This window comes from Bradyrhizobium sp. 31Argb (assembly GCF_043638955.1).
Lineage (GTDB): Bacteria > Pseudomonadota > Alphaproteobacteria > Rhizobiales > Xanthobacteraceae > Bradyrhizobium.
The window spans coordinates 1-14,410 of record NZ_JBEGDB010000205.1 but is presented as its reverse complement, the minus strand read 5'-3'; the positions used below and the strand labels follow the sequence as shown (position 1 = coordinate 14,410).

12 protein-coding genes are annotated in these 14,410 nt (G+C 62.2%); 6 read left to right on the top strand and 6 right to left on the bottom strand.

The genetic code is table 11. The features are described 5' to 3' along the window. Positions 1-1,952 (bottom strand): hypothetical protein (locus AAFX91_RS29700; RefSeq protein WP_394568998.1); only part of this gene is annotated, 1,952 nt, incomplete at its 3' end. A 146-nt stretch (positions 1,953-2,098) separates the two neighbouring features. Between AAFX91_RS29700 and AAFX91_RS29695 the strand changes: the two genes are divergently transcribed. From AAFX91_RS29695 to AAFX91_RS29670, 6 genes are all read left to right on the top strand, one after another. After that, positions 2,099-2,470 carry a type II toxin-antitoxin system RelE/ParE family toxin gene (locus AAFX91_RS29695; RefSeq protein ID WP_394568997.1) on the top strand — a complete coding sequence of 124 codons (372 nt, stop codon included), beginning with the start codon at positions 2,099-2,101 and terminating at the stop codon, positions 2,468-2,470. Then, the gene (locus AAFX91_RS29690; protein ID WP_394568996.1) at positions 2,467-2,808 is read left to right on the top strand and encodes a helix-turn-helix domain-containing protein; all 342 of its coding nucleotides are present in this window, start codon (positions 2,467-2,469) and stop codon (positions 2,806-2,808) included. Before AAFX91_RS29695 ends, AAFX91_RS29690 begins: the two co-directional genes overlap by 4 nt. A gap of 21 nt (positions 2,809-2,829) precedes the next feature. Next, the gene (locus tag AAFX91_RS29685) at positions 2,830-4,143 is read left to right on the top strand and encodes a DUF2130 domain-containing protein (RefSeq protein ID WP_394568995.1); all 1,314 of its coding nucleotides are present in this window, start codon (positions 2,830-2,832) and stop codon (positions 4,141-4,143) included. A gap of 251 nt (positions 4,144-4,394) precedes the next feature. Then, the gene (locus tag AAFX91_RS29680; RefSeq protein WP_394568994.1) at positions 4,395-4,730 is read left to right on the top strand and encodes a helix-turn-helix domain-containing protein; all 336 of its coding nucleotides are present in this window, start codon (positions 4,395-4,397) and stop codon (positions 4,728-4,730) included. Next, a complete protein-coding gene (locus AAFX91_RS29675) occupies positions 4,723-5,970 on the top strand; it encodes a type II toxin-antitoxin system HipA family toxin (protein ID WP_394568993.1) in 1,248 nt (415 codons plus the stop codon). The genes AAFX91_RS29680 and AAFX91_RS29675 overlap by 8 nt, the downstream gene beginning before the upstream one ends. Positions 5,971-6,014: 44 nt before the next feature. Then, positions 6,015-7,091, top strand: a complete 1,077-nt coding sequence (locus AAFX91_RS29670) for a hypothetical protein (protein WP_394568992.1) — start codon at positions 6,015-6,017, stop codon at positions 7,089-7,091. A gap of 87 nt (positions 7,092-7,178) precedes the next feature. On the opposite strand, the gene AAFX91_RS29665 is transcribed toward AAFX91_RS29670, so the two are convergent. The 5 genes from AAFX91_RS29665 to AAFX91_RS29645 form a co-directional block, all read right to left on the bottom strand. Further along, complete coding sequence (locus tag AAFX91_RS29665) at positions 7,179-7,349, bottom strand: hypothetical protein (protein ID WP_394568991.1); 171 nt, start codon at positions 7,347-7,349, stop codon at positions 7,179-7,181. Positions 7,350-7,649: 300 nt separating this feature from the next. Further along, positions 7,650-8,927 carry a hypothetical protein gene (locus tag AAFX91_RS29660; protein WP_394568990.1) on the bottom strand — a complete coding sequence of 426 codons (1,278 nt, stop codon included), beginning with the start codon at positions 8,925-8,927 and terminating at the stop codon, positions 7,650-7,652. A gap of 403 nt (positions 8,928-9,330) precedes the next feature. Continuing rightward, positions 9,331-10,077 carry a hypothetical protein gene (locus AAFX91_RS29655; RefSeq protein ID WP_394568989.1) on the bottom strand — a complete coding sequence of 249 codons (747 nt, stop codon included), beginning with the start codon at positions 10,075-10,077 and terminating at the stop codon, positions 9,331-9,333. Between the two features lie 284 nt (positions 10,078-10,361). Beyond that, entirely contained in the window at positions 10,362-13,133 is a 2,772-nt protein-coding gene (locus AAFX91_RS29650) for a caspase domain-containing protein (protein ID WP_394568988.1), read from the bottom strand. Positions 13,134-13,141: 8 nt separating this feature from the next. After that, on the bottom strand, positions 13,142-13,525 hold the full coding sequence (locus AAFX91_RS29645; RefSeq protein ID WP_394568987.1) for a hypothetical protein: 384 nt from the start codon (positions 13,523-13,525) through the stop codon (positions 13,142-13,144). Positions 13,526-14,410: the final 885 nt, after the last annotated feature.

The window sequence follows — 14,410 nt, the reverse complement described above, 5'->3', positions numbered from 1 at the left end:
AGGCTTCCTCCTAAAAGAAAGCCTTGAATCACGTTCAATCTGATTTGAGAATCCCAAGAGTCCACACGGCCTAGCCCGATATGAACCTTGCTCTTGCCCACCTCGCCACGGTCGGCGAGCTTGAGCGGCAGATGCTGCAGATCAAGCGCAACGATCTCGTCCTGAAGGCTGGTTTGCAGCGACGTGGTCAGAACCTTGCGCCTGATGCGCGTGATGTGGGACGTGACGCTGGCGACGGCACAGGCCGCCGCGCACGCCTTGGTCTTGACGAGCAAGTCAAGCGAGTTGCGCCGGGCCACGAACGTCTCGATGTCGGCGGAGAACTTCTTCCGCGCCTCCAGTTCATCCAGCTCCTGCTGGCGCCGCTGGCGCCCGGAGGTGTCATCTGCCGAAGGCTTCAATGCCTCGATTTCCTTGACGAGGACAGCCCCTTCGCCCAGCAGTTCGTCAATCGCTGACCGGTCGAGATCGGCGAGACCGTCAAGACGCGCGTAGTCGACGGCCCTGACGGCTGCACAGACCAGGGTGTGACGCTCCTGGCTGGCCGCATAAAACCGCTCCATCCTGTCGGCCAGGGCCTGACGCGGCTTCGAGCCCTCAACGAAATTGACGAGCCTGTCCTTGATGTCCTGACCGCCGGAGATCTTCAGATCGAGGATCGCTTTGGCGACTTCCGCGAACTCGTTCTTCGCGGTCTCGGCATCCGCGTTGGCCCGGCCCTGGACATACTCGTCAAACGCGGCCAAGCGTGCCTGGGCCGGGCCGTCGAGCGGCTGATGGCAGAGGACGCAGGTGCCGGCCGTCGCCAGCTGCGGCGGTTCGGCGGCCGGGTATGCTTCGGCCGCGAAATCGCGCGCGTACATCAGCATCTGACGCCAGGTGTCACTACCCAACTGCGGAACAGCTGATTCTGCCGCCAGGGCGGCAGCGGCGGCCTTGGCGGCCTCGCGTGTCGACGACGCCTTTTGCTGAGCCTGCTTCAGTCTCGCCAGGCCCGCGTTGCCGATCGCATCGAAGATCGCATCGGCATTGGTTACCAACTCTTGAACCGCCGACTTGCTGGCCTCCTTCACCCGCGTCAGGAGGACCGGGTCACGGCCGAGCTCTTGCTTGATCGTCTGAAGGTCGGCCTCGTCCTTGTCACTCCAGGTCGCCAAAGCCCGCATGGCCTCTTCGCTGGGCAGATGCTGATCCGGCTTCAGGTTCGCCAACAGCGCCGCGATTTTGGTGCGCTTGTCATATCCGAGCGGCAGGGGCGCCTGGTGCGCCTTGGTCAGGCGCGCTTCTTCGGCCTTGAAGCGGCTGTCCAGGGTGCGCAGCACCTCAGCGAGATTGGTCAGCAGGGCCAGTTCGAACGGCAGAAACTCGATATTGCGCTCGGCGTCGACATACAGGCCGGCGGCATCGCTGTCGAAGACGGAGATTCTGCCGAGTTCCGGCGGCGGCGCGCTACGATCATCCCAAACCACGGTGCGCTTTTTATCGCCATCGACGCGGAAGGTCAGGGTCACCTCACGGGGATCGGACGATTCCGGCTCGAATACATTGCCCCGCAACGTCACGTCATGCAAGCAATGGCAGATTTTCTTGGCAATGCGGCAATAGCCGCTCTTGCCCGAACCGTTGGGCCCGTAAATGAGCGTCACGCCGTTGATCGCGAACTTCAGCGGCGGTTGCTCGGCGGCCAACCGGTCGATGTTGCGTAGCGGACCAATGGAGCCCAGAACAGTGACCGGCGCGAACCGGTTACCCGCCTTCAGGTGGGTCTTGGTCAATGCGGGCCACGCTGGCGGCTTTTCATTGGAAAGCCCAGCTGCGGCTCGAACGGCCTGCTCAAGCTGGTTGAGTTCATCGGCGTCCAGCGACGGTCTTGCGCTCAGGAGACGGATGGCTTCCTGTTGCCAGAGCGGGCGTGCAGCGCACCAGTCAAACAGATCGTCGTCGCCGGCCATGGGGCTCCAGGAAAAATTGTATGAAGGGCAATGCAAAATCATTGATTGTGGCAATGGAGGGTGGCTCGTTTCTGTTGTCAAGCGCCCTGTCCCCTCACCTTCGTTGTATCGTTGACAGCGACCTATAGGTATATTACTATAATCCCGTGAATGATCTACTGCGCACGGTCAAGCCCACGGTTTTCGTGGGTTCGAGCAAGAAGGACCTGCGGGCTTTTCCCGCGGCTGTCCGAAGCGAGATCGGCCAGTCACTGTTCGAAGCGCAGCTCGGTGAACACCCGCGCAACGCCAAGCCCCTTAAAGGCTTAAGCGGGGTTCTGGAGATTCGCGACAACTTTGACGGCGATACCTATCGAACCGTCTACACAACGCGGCTGGAGGGCGTCCTGTACGTCCTGCACGCGTTTCAGAAAAAGTCCACCAGCGGCATTGCGACACCGCAGCGGCACATTGACCTGGTGCGCCAGCGTCTGCGGGACGCCGAAGCGATCCATCAGGCAACAAAGGGAGACCGATGATGAGCACGAAGAAAAAGCTGCCTGCCCATAGCCGGGGCACCGGCAACATTTTCGCTGACCTCGGCCTGCCAAACGCCGAGGAGCACCAGCTCAAGGCTGCCCTAGTCGTTCAGTTGAAACGGCTGATGGAAGAGCGGGAGAGTACGCAGACCGATGCCGCCAAGCTGGTCGAGATGAAGCAACCGGACCTGTCCAAGCTGCTCCGGGGCCATTTCAAGCTGGTTTCGGTGGAAAAGCTGATGCGAATGCTGACAGCGTTCGATCAGGATGTCGAAATAACGGTAAAGCCGCACAGAAAGCGTGGAGAGGCTGGCCGGATCACGTTTATTCCGGCTTAAGGCGACGGAACGGGAGGGTTCATGACATTCAAGGCAACCGTGGCTGGGGCCGCGCATGAACCCATCCTTCACTGCCCCAATTGCAACCATGAGATCCGGCTTACGGAATCCCTCGCCGCCCCCCTCCTGGCGGAGACCCGCCAGCGTTTTCAGGAGCAGCTTGCCAGCAAGGACGCGGAGGTCGCGCGCAAGTCTGATGAACTGCGCCAGCAGCGCGAGCAGCTGCAGAAGGAGCGCGAGACACTCGATGACCAGGTCAAGCAACGCCTCGCGGCAGAGCGGAGCCAGTTGGTCGCCATCGAGTCAAAGAAGGCGCGCGAGGCGGCCGCAGCTGAGCTTGCGACAAAGGCCAGCGAGAACGCTGAGCTTCGCCAGATGCTCGATGCCAACAATGCCAAGCTGGCCGAAGCGCAACAGGCCCACGCCGAAGTGATGCGCAAGCAGCGGGCGCTCGATGACGAGAAGCGCGGGCTAGACCTCACGGTCGAAAAGCGCGTGCAGGCCTCCGTCGAGCAAATCCATGCCAAGGCCCGGCAAGAAGCCGATGAAGCCGCGCGGCTGCGGGTCGCGGAAAAAGATCAGACCATCGAGTCGATGACGCGGACCATCGAGGAGCTGAAACGCAAGGCCGAGCAAGGATCACAGCAGTCGCAGGGGGAGGTCCTCGAACTTGAGTTGGAGGAACTTCTGCGCGGACGTTTTCCGACGGACACCATCGAACCGGTCGGCAAGGGTGAGCTTGGGGCCGACGTTGTCCAGCAGGTGAATGGCCAGCTTGGCCAGCCCGCCGGCACGATCCTTTGGGAGACCAAGCGTACGAAAGCCTGGAGCGATGGCTGGCTTGCCAAACTGCGCGATGACCAGCGCCGCTCCGGCGCCGACATTGCGCTCATCATTTCGCATGCCCTGCCCAAGCATATCGAGCAGTTCGACCTGGTTGACGGCGTGTGGGTGGCTCATCCGCGCTGCGCACTGCCAGTTGCCGTGGCGCTGCGCCAAGGTCTGATTGACGTGAGCAGCTCGCGGCTCGTCCAGCAGGGACAGCAAACGAAGATGGAGCAGGTCTACAACTACCTGACCGGAACCAAATTCAGGCAGCGCGTGGAGGCTGTGGTCGAGAAGTTCAATGACATGCGCGACGATCTCGACAAAGAACGAAAGTTCATGGGCCGCCAGTGGGCCAAGCGGGAGACGCAGATACTGGCGGTTATCGACTCCACGGTTGGAATGGTCGGAGACCTTCAGGCCATCGCGGGCAAGGCCATGCCTGAAATTCCGAGCCTCGACCTTCCGCTGCTGGAAGATAGCATCGTCACCGAGCGGGAGGTCGGATGAGGGAGCGCGAACAGCTCGCGCCCATAGGTAATGGGCTCACCTCAACCCTCGGTCACGAGATGCGAATACCGACCTTCGGAGACTGCGCCGGTCTTCTGACAGTTCTCAACCAACAGGCCTCCTCGTTGGCCTATATATACGCTTTGGCGAACGCCTCGCGGTTCCACTACGAAAATACCGATTCTGACGGACTAGGATATTTGTAAGCTTCGTGCTACATATTCGGCAAATCTGTAGCGTGAAGGTGTCAAATGCCGACCCCACACAATCCTCCCGCTGCCGTTCGACGGGCCCTGCGCAAGCTCGGCGCCGACATCCAAGATGCCCGGCGGCGCCGTCGGCTGCCGATGGCGGTCGTCGCCGAGCGCGCCTTCACGTCCCGCTCGACGCTGCAAAGAGTCGAGGCCGGCGACACCAACGTCAGTATCGGCATCTATGCCGGCGTTCTTCAGGCGCTCGGCCTGCTCGACGGCCTGATCAAGGTCGCGGACATTAGCAACGACACCGTCGGCCAGGCGCTCGCCAGCGCCGAGCTGCCAAAGCATATCCATCTCAAGCGCAAGACCGGAGCCTCACGCGATGGCTGACTTCGAGGTGCATATCGATCTCGGCGGCCGCACTCGCCGCATCGGACTGGCAAGGAGCAATCGCATCCGAGGCTCAGAGACCATCCTCTTCGAATACGATGGCGCGTGGCTTGATGATCCGGACCGGTTCTCACTGGAACCCGCCCTCGCCCTGACGCGTGGCGCCTTTGCTCCTCCTGCCGGACTGCCCACGTTCGGCTCCATCGGCGACTCCGCGCCTGACACTTGGGGCCGCCGTCTCATGCAGCGCGCCGAACGCCGCCTCGCCGACCGCGAGGGCCGCGCGGTTCGCGCGCTTGCAGAAAGTGACTATCTGCTCGGCGTTGCCGACGAAACGCGACTTGGCGCACTCCGTTTCCGCTGGGTCGGCGACGAAACCTTTCAGGCGCCGATCCACGCTGGTGTGCCCGCCCTGATCGAACTCGGCCGACTGCTCCAGATCACCGAGCGCATTCTCCGCGACGAGGAAACGGACGAAGATCTCCAGCTCATCTTCGCGCCCGGCTCCTCCCTCGGCGGCGCCCGGCCGAAGGCCTCGGTCGTCGATCAGCACGGCAATCTCTCGATCGCCAAGTTTCCGAAGGAGACCGACGACTACAGCACGGAGACCTGGGAGGAGATTGCGCTGCGGCTCGCCGGCAAGGCCGGCATCGCCACTCCGCAACACGAACTGATCGAGGTGGCCGGCAAGGCCGTCATGCTGTCACGCCGTTTCGATCGCAATGACGCCGTCCGCATCCCGTTCCTCTCCGCCATGGCGATGATGGGCGCCAAAGACGGCGAGCGCGGAAGCTATCCCGAGATTGTCGACGCTCTCGCGCAACATGGTGCGCAAGGGAAGACGGATGCCCACGCCCTCTACCGGCGTGTCGTCTTCAACGTGCTGATCTCCAATGTCGATGATCATCTGCGCAACCATGGTTTCCTGTGGATGGGAAAGACGGGATGGTCGCTCTCGCCGGCTTACGACCTCAATCCCGTCCCCGCCGATGTGAAGGCGCGGGTGCTGACGACGAACATCGACCTCGATGAAGGCACCTGCTCGCTCGATCTGCTCGAAGCCGCGTCGGAATATTTTGGACTTACGCTGCCGCAGGCCCGCACGATCATCAAGGACGTCGCGACAGCGACCGCGACCTGGCGCGACACAGCCAAAGCCGTCGGCGCCCGCGCGGCCGAAATCAACCGCATGGCCAGCGCGTTCGAGCACGACGATCTCAAACGAGCGCTGGCGCTTTGACACGAACATTTCTTCATAGCTTCGACCCTGCAGCCGCGAGCCCCGTGGCCGGCCCGACCGTCGATCTTGAAATATCCGATATCGAGGATGCCGGCATTCGGGAAGTGCTACAGACACCCGGCGCCGCCTATGGCGCGTGGTCCATCCTCGACGCGCTGCTGGCGCCGACCGGCGCGGGAACGCCTTTCGTCTTCAAGGAGCCCCTAGGACAGGCGCGCGAAGTCAAGGTCGCGCTCTCGGGTCTGTTTGGACGCTTCGTCGCCCGCGCCTATCTCGAACAACACCTCAATCTTTCGATCTTTGCACATCTCGGCAGCCGAACCATCGACTTGGACCGCCGCAGACAGGTCAGGGTCAAGCGCCTGTTTCGCGGCGACCTGCCCGATTGGATCGCCTGCGCCTCTGACCTTTCCTCCCTAACGGTGGCCGAGGCAAAAGGCTGCCATGATGTCGGAGGACCCGCGAAGGCGCTGGATCGAGCGTGGACGCAGGCTGGGCGGATCGACGTCACCGCCCAAGGCCGCAAAGTCACGGTGAAGCGCATCGCGATCACAACGCGCTGGGGAATGGCTGTCGCTGGTCCAGCCGATGTCCATCTCTCGGTCCGCGATCCCGTCGATGAAGGCGAGCCCATCGCTCCCGAAGAGAAGAACGCGCTCTTCATCGGCCTTCTTCGGCTGCATATCGCCAACTTGATCAAGCCACTCGGTCATGCCGAATTGGCGGGCGCCCTCCGTCGTCTCACGTATCAACCATTTGCCCGAAGGCTCCAGGACGATCTCGTACACGCGCGAGCGCTGCTCGATGCCGCGCCGATAAGGGACGTGGAGAAGGTAAGCGCCTTTGGAGGGCTTGTCGGCGGCATCGTTACCCGCGCGGGACCAGTCACCGACGCCGATGTTACACCCGCCGACCAGGAAGCGCTCGCTCGTCTCAACCTCCGACCGGTCCTTGTCGGGATCGAGCGCGATCTCATTCGCGCAGCCATCGACGCAGAGCCCGACATTGTGCGTAATCGCTTGGCTACGGCCGTGCATGCTGATGAATTTGCCCGGTATGACCGCGCAGGAGGCTGGATCGTACCGCTCGGCGAGGAGGGACGCATCAGCGGCGAAACCTGAAGCCAAGCCGCGGAAGCAAATTATGGAGATCACCTGTATTGGCCTTTGATCCGATGACGACGCTTCGCAGCCCACCTGCTTTGAAAGTCAGCCCGCATGATACGCGACCTGTTTCTTCGCCGTTACCCGCGGCAGATCTATGGGGCTGATCGCCCCTCCTCCAAGATTCATAACGTCTTCGTGCAGGCCCCTCACATCATCTTCGGCGATCTCGTCGAGCCGCTTCGCATGGATGTGGGTCTTTTCAAACGCGCGCATAGCGTGCTCGCGCGCGAGACGGGGCCGCGGACGGCTCTACGATGCGTCATCCTGGGAAGCCGGATTTGCGCACGGGCTTCGCATCCCGGTGTTCCATACGTGCCGCCAATCGTCGGCGCGCGATGTTCATTTCGACACGCGCCAATATGCGCACATCTTCTGGAGTGACCACGCAGAGCTGCGCGTCAAGCTTCGTAACCGCATCAGCGCCGTGCTGGGGACGGACTTTTGAAGACATGACGCCGCGAACAACGACATTTGCCGAGGGGAGCATTCAATGAGGGCGGCAAAAGAGCCGCCCTACGTCGGCCTCCCGGACCGAGCCTCGACAAAGGTCAAAAGGGCCGCGCGCATCAGGCCGGTAAACAGCGCTTCCAGTTCGAGGTGATCGTCTTCCGGCAGTTGTGAATGGACGCCGCCGCGAATGCGATGGGCCACGACCAGATCGGCGGCGATGCCGCCGCCGGGCTCGGCACGGAGCGCGTCGATCTTGGCCTTGAGCGCCGGCCAATCGTCGGCCAGGCTTGCCTGACGGGCCAGTGGCGCCACGTCGCCTCGTTTGAGAATGGCCGAAACTTCGGGATTGCGCCAAAGCTGCTTGAACTGCTCGTAAAGCTGGTCCTTGTTCGAGCCCAGCGCCGTGGCGACGTGCTCGACGACAACGGCCATGCCCTGGATGTCGCTCTTCATGGCCTCGATCGCGAACTCGTTGCCGCGAAGGGCATGGTCCTCGAACGATTTCAGCCTCCAGAAGAACGCCTCCAACCCCTCGCTCGCGAGGAACTCGACGAACGCGTCAATGTCTGCCTGCTTGAGGGTACTTGCTTCGACGCCGAGATTGACCTGCAGCGTCAGACTGACGCGCTCCTTTTCTTGCCTTGCCCAATCGGGCCACATCAGGTCCAGGACAGGCTTGTGCCAGCCGCCAACGACGCCAACCCGGTCTCGCAGTTCGACGAAACTGAGAGCGCCGCGCCTGCGCGTCAACAACACGGCCGCCCCCGTGAAATCCTTGTAGGCGTCCGCGATCAGCGGACGGCCATCGCCGTCCCAATCCGACCAGCGCTTGGCGCAATAGCGAATGACCGCAACCAGCGCTTCGACGTTGACATCGAAGCGGCGGCAAGACGCAGCGGCGAGATCTTGGGTAGCCTCGTCGTATTGTCGGCCCTGCTCCAGACTCAACCGAAACCGTCCGCCCTGTCCCTTGACGAGGTTGTTGAGAGCCCGCCCGCGCTCCTCCACAAACCACACAACGGCATCGAACGCTTTCTCGTGCTTCCTGAATTCGCGCGCGGCATGGACAGGCTGGAAATTGTAGGTAAAGCGCGCACCCTCGGGCAGGCGGCCGTCTTCCATCGCGCTGCGTATGGTAGCAAAACGTCGCTCGTCCTCGAGATTGATCCTCACGGCCACGCCGGCTTCGGCCTGTTCGACGGCCAATAGAAGCTGCCAAGTGCTATAGTGATCGTCACAATTGTCGGCGAAGAGCGTTTCCTCAATATCGTTGCTGACATCAACTCGCCGATCGCGGTGTAGAACGAACGCGTCGCGTGATGGCTGCTCGATGAGATGCAAGAACCGCGCTTCCGGATCATCGAGGGGATTTGGCGCAAGACCATAGACAATCCAGTTCTGCGAACGGTGCAACGCCTCATCGAATGCAACCGCTGCGTCCCAGCCGGGCCCATCGGGCTCGATCGGAAGCGTCATGCGACGTGGCATCTCGTCATGAGACCGGAGCCAGAATCGCCGGGCGATGGGATCGGGAAGTCGGATTCGAAGGCGCGGCAGAAGGAGCCCGGATTCTTCCAGCATTTCCAACAATCCGCTTCCCATGTACTCGCCGCGGAAAGCGCGCAGCATGCCGAGCTCCCGAAGGAACGCGTCGGCGGGCATGAAGCGCGCGAATTGGAGGCTGTGTTGACGTGATGACAATGACCGGCCCCCGGGTCGTTGGCTCGACTCGCTTGTCTTCGAATCATAGTGGCGATTGTGTCGGCAAGCGAGCGGCCCGTGGCGTCAGAATGAATTCTCCCGTCATGTCGAAGCCGGCCAGCGCCTTCCCGAGCACATGCACTCGGCACCCATTCAGCATCTTGGCATATTGCGCGGCGTCCGCGTCGATCCGTTGCCTCAGATGGGCGAAGGCCTCGCGCTCGTCCGCTTCGTCGAAGATCAACTGCGACGCGTTGGAGTTTGGATAGACAAGCAGGTGCCGATCAGGCGTCGACAAGCGGCAAATCGACTTGTCATGCTTGCGAACGATGGCGTCATGGATGTCGGAGGCCCATGCCAGCTTCGGCTGGCTCGCTCCATCCGCAAACCGGCCGCCAAAGTCGCCGAGCAGCATGAGCGCCTCACCGCTTTTGAGGAACTCGGTCATTTCCCGCTGATCGTCCGGATGGGTCGCCTCAGTGATTTCGATAAGTGCAGGCACATGCGCTGAACCGTGCGTTATCGCAAAATCCGGCTTTGGCGGATGTACCTTTGTTATTGTGATCGGAAGGTCGAAGATTGCTATAGGGAGGGCAGCCGCCATGAAGCGACGGAGCACAAACCACTCCCTGGCATCCTGTGAACGCTTTTTGGGACCTGTGCGCGGACCCACATGGATACCAAGTCCGCCGAAACGCGCATCGAAATCGGAAAGCCGGTCTATCTCGACCTTGTCCATGGTGGACGTCCAGTCTTGTTGCCGCAGGTAGTTCAAAAGCTCGATCTTCACATTCCCTCCAGCTGCTTGGCCAGAGCCAGCCGCCCGGCTTTTCTTGCCCCGGTTTGCAGGCACATGAGCAGGTTGGTCTTGTCCGCGAGATGGCGGATCTGCTCACGCAAGTCCTGCTCGGCGGCCTGCTTCAGCTTGATGCGGGCGACGGTGTCGTCGCACAGTTCCGGCAGATAAACGTTCTGGCTTGCATGTTGAAGTTGCTCTTCGGTTTAGGCACCGACGGCGGCCCAAAAGGTCGCGGTCAGCCCGCTTCTTCGTCTTTGGCTTACGCTCTCGCGCGCTCACTGGCGGCCCGGCAGGCCTTCGGTACGCCGCCGTGTCTCCCGGTCGATCCACAGGCGCATGCCGCTCGACAGGTCGTTGCGCAGATCAAGCATCAGTTTCGAACGGACTCCGACCGCCCAGTCAGGCGTCGATGCGAGATCAGCGCGGATGCGATCGCGATGAGACGCCATGCTGGTGAAATTTGCGGAAAAAAAGGTCGGCATCACCAGCGCTGGCTGCGCCAGCGCGGCAACATCGACGAGATCGTCACGGAAATCGAGATAGTCGACCGCGGTCGCACGGATGTCCGATTGGGGTGAAGCCAGCCTTTCGGCAACTTGCGCCTTGGTTCCGAACAGGGTGATGAGCGCGGTGCGCCGGGCCTCGTCCGAAACCGCACCCGTCAGGGCGCGCATGATCACGGCGCGCGAATTTGCGTCCGTGTCCAACAGCGTCAACAGCCCGGGAAGGAACTCGGCTGCCGGATCATTCAACCGCGCAAGCGCTGCGCGCAGCGCCCCATCGTGATCGCTCGCCGCCTGCCACAGATAGGCCTCGACCTGAAGCTCCAACTCGCCGCGGCTGAAGAAGGGTTCGATGGGCGCGGCAGGCACCTTCAACAGGCGCAGCTTTCGCACGATCCGCGACTTCCAATAGCCGTCGAGATTGCCGGCAGCCAACTGCTGAAGCGGCGCTGCCTGATCCGGCGCCGTGATGTATTCGGCGAGTTGAACGGCATCAATCGGGATGTTGCCGGCATCGAGGGCAAATTGTGTGACGATTTGCCGTTCCGTCCCTTGCACGAGTGCGATCGACCATTGCGCGCCCAGTTGCTCCGCAGGGATCAGGAACACCGTGACACCTTTGCAGGTCGCAGCCAGGTATGCCGCCAAACGCGTGCGCTCGTGGCGAAATGCCGTCGGGCTGGAAACCCGGTCGAGCACCGCCGTGAGTTGGCCGAATCGGCCAACGACGCTTGGACGGCCCGGTGCGGCCGGTGAATCCACGGCAGCCACTGGACAATCGGCTTTTGGTAAGGCAAGGCCCATCTCGACGAGGCGCTCGAGGATGGGAAAATCTTTCTGCGCCGCCCCGGCCTCGTCGGCGGCGATCCGCGTGATGGTGGCCCCAATCTCGCCCTGAATGTTCCTGGCAAGCGCTGCAGGGGTCTCGCCGCCCTGCGTTGCCCAATACGTTGCGACCGCGCCGAGATAGGCCAGGTCGGCGGCCAGCAGCGGGTCGAGGTCGACGACGCAATGCGCCTCAAATGCCGTCACGAGTGTCGCGCGTACGAACTGCGAATAGCTGGGGGCCCGCTCGAATTTGTTCAGATAGTTGCGCAGCGCGTCGTCGCAGGGTCGATCCCAAAGCTTCAGCGCTTCGAGATGGATGCCAACCTGGTTCATCTCAAAGCCACGTCGGGACAAGGCCTTGATCGACTCGGTCCGATCCAAGCGCGCCAGCGCCTGCAGTGCGGCCTGGACCACGGAAACATTCTGATGCCGGCTCAGCTCGGCCAGCTGTGTCAAGTCTGCAGCCGTTGCATTGGCCGCGAAAAGCTGCGCCAGCTCCGCCCATTCGTTCGGTCGACCCGCACCGACGGCATCCATGCCTGCCTTGGCGCGGCGCCTTGCGTCTTCCTTTCGGCCGGCCCACACCCACACCAGCGACTGGCCCGCCGGAGATAGTTCGTTGAAGAGCGTCGCGAAGACAGGCTGAGTGCGCCTTGCCACGACAGCCTCACCGTTGGCGAGAGGGCTGTCAGGCTTGATGAAATTGCGCTGTACCTCGGCTGTCCAAAGTAGCTTGGGATAGCCGAGGCCGCTCAAGCCCGGGTAGCCGTGATACACGGCCGTCGAACGGTCGCCGGCCTGAAGATAATAATGTTGATCGAGCACGAGCCAGAAGCCCGCAAGGCCGATCAGCAAAAGGCTAGCGATGATGAGAACGGTAAAGCGAATGCGCGCGCGCACGTAGGATTGCGAATAGCGTTGGACTTTCACCCGGATCTGCTTCAGCGTCTCTCCGGTGTGAACGAAGATCAGCGGGTCGTCGACGTAGCCGCCATTGAACACCGGCTCCTGCGGCGGCAAGGCCCCGCCTGCGTTAGCAATCTCCTCGCCCACAGAATTGCGCAAGTGCCGCAGCAGATCGTTGAAATAGACCTGGCCGGGCGTGGCAGATATCTGCGCGGTGCCTTCCACAACATCGATCAGATGCTTGGTAAACACGGACCCGCGGGAGGTCTCCCACGACGACTGATCGGCGCGCGAAGCGCTCAGCAGGATGCGAAAATCATGCTGCCCGACCTGCTGCATGAAGGCGGGTGCATTTTCGGCCAACGCCGCGCCACCGCAACAATCCAGGACCATCAGCAGGCCCCGCGCCTTGCAGCCGGAAAAGATGCGGTCGAGCTGCGCGCTGGTCAGCGCCGTCCGGGCGAGGTCGGCCTGTCGCGTGTCATGCAGGATAAGCGCGAAACCGCCTTCGATCTTCTCACCGTGCCCCGCAAAATAGACGATGAGGATTTGATCCGGCGTCGCGGCCGAGCTCGCCGCCTGCAACAACGGGATGACCTGATCCACGGTGGCGCGGTCGTCGACGACGACATCGACGTTGCGATCGGGTATGCGGCATCCAGCCGGGTCCTTTAGCGCCGCGCCAAGACGCTCGGTCTCGGGGGCGCAGGCCTTGAGTTCCCAAAACGCTTCGTCTTCAAAATGGCTAACGCCGACAAGGACGACGCGCGTCAGATCGCCGAACGCTGTTGCCTGGACGGATCCACGCAACACGCCGGTCAGAACCAGGGCGTGAAAAGCTGCCGATGGCCAGGGGCCGGTGAGGCCTCGCGCGCAACGTTGCCTGATCGCGCACTTGCGTCACGCGCCGGCGCCGCTCCGGAGGCCGCACCGGCCGCGCCGGTCGCTCCGGCTGCCGAACAATACACCAGGAAGCCGTTGATCACACCGATCACATAGTCGCTGCCGACGCCATGCGATTGATACACCACGCCGAGGCAGACCAGTTGCGCGATCAGGAGTGCGAGCCAACGCGGGTTATAGTCGAAGGCGCGTTGAATGCCGTTCGCGACGACGAAGGTCGCACCCGTGGCGCCGCCGAGCGTCATCATGCTCTGCAGCGTGAAAAAAGCGTTCGTAGACGTGCCGACCGGATCTGCCACACACCCTCCTTGTACCTTCGCGAGCAAATCCGACCACCACAAAAGTGCTGCGTCGCTCGCCCGCCGGGCGGAACCATGTATATAACCGCTTGACCGGCCGACGGCGTCATCAGAGCAGACGGTGCACAGCTAGTTTGAGCAGCTATATCCGGGGGGCCCGCACTTGCAGGTCACTCTCTGGTTGCCCGGGCAGCCCGCCTGGAAAGGGATACCATCGCATATGCAGGTCGCCGAATCGACCCGTGTGTAGGGCACCGGCGTGGCGTTCTTGAGGGTTTTCGGCGGTAACAGCAATGCCGCACGTAGCCGCTGCGTCCCGCTGCCGTCTGCAGCGTAAGCTGGCGACAGCGCCCCTGCGGCAAGAGCAAACGCGAGCAACAAACTTCCAGATCGCTTCCACATCTTCAGCCTCCCGAAACATATGGTGCCTTACGATCAATTTAAAATTGTATCAGGCCAACCCACCTCGCGTCAATTTCCGGATGCGCCATGGAATGCAGCCTGGAAGTCCCTTCGCGGCCCGCCGTTCCCCCGTCACGCTCTACTCGCAGGCAAAGGCCTGCGACCGTAGCCGCAAGGCGTCTCCGACCCCGTGGATAACGATCGTTGCCGTGTGCTGCGTCCGGTTATGGCGCGGGCCACCTATGGCGCCTAAGGCCCGATGGATCGCCAAGCCGCGCCGCCGATTTGTAGGCATCATGGGTCGCTCGCCGGAGGTACTCGGGCGATGGGGCCGCCGCTTTGCGGCGTCGCTATCACTGCCCGTCGCCCAGGTGCCCTGTTACCTACTCGAAGAGATAGGTGCCTTGAGCTAGGCCGTGTGGACAGTTACCTTATCCAGAGCAGAGTGGCGGCAATGGCGACGACGGCGAAGTAGTTTCGCGC

Excerpts from the sequence above, each read along its gene's own strand:
- AAFX91_RS29690 (WP_394568996.1), top strand. The coding sequence starts at position 2,467 with ATGATGAGCACGAAGAAAAAGCTGCCTGCCCATAGCCGGGGCACCGGC.
- AAFX91_RS29685 (WP_394568995.1), top strand. The coding sequence starts at position 2,830 with ATGACATTCAAGGCAACCGTGGCTGGGGCCGCGCATGAACCCATCCTT.
- AAFX91_RS29675 (WP_394568993.1), top strand. The coding sequence starts at position 4,723 with ATGGCTGACTTCGAGGTGCATATCGATCTCGGCGGCCGCACTCGCCGC.
- AAFX91_RS29680 (WP_394568994.1), top strand. The coding sequence starts at position 4,395 with ATGCCGACCCCACACAATCCTCCCGCTGCCGTTCGACGGGCCCTGCGC.
- AAFX91_RS29665 (WP_394568991.1), bottom strand. The coding sequence starts at position 7,349 with ATGCGCGCGTTTGAAAAGACCCACATCCATGCGAAGCGGCTCGACGAG.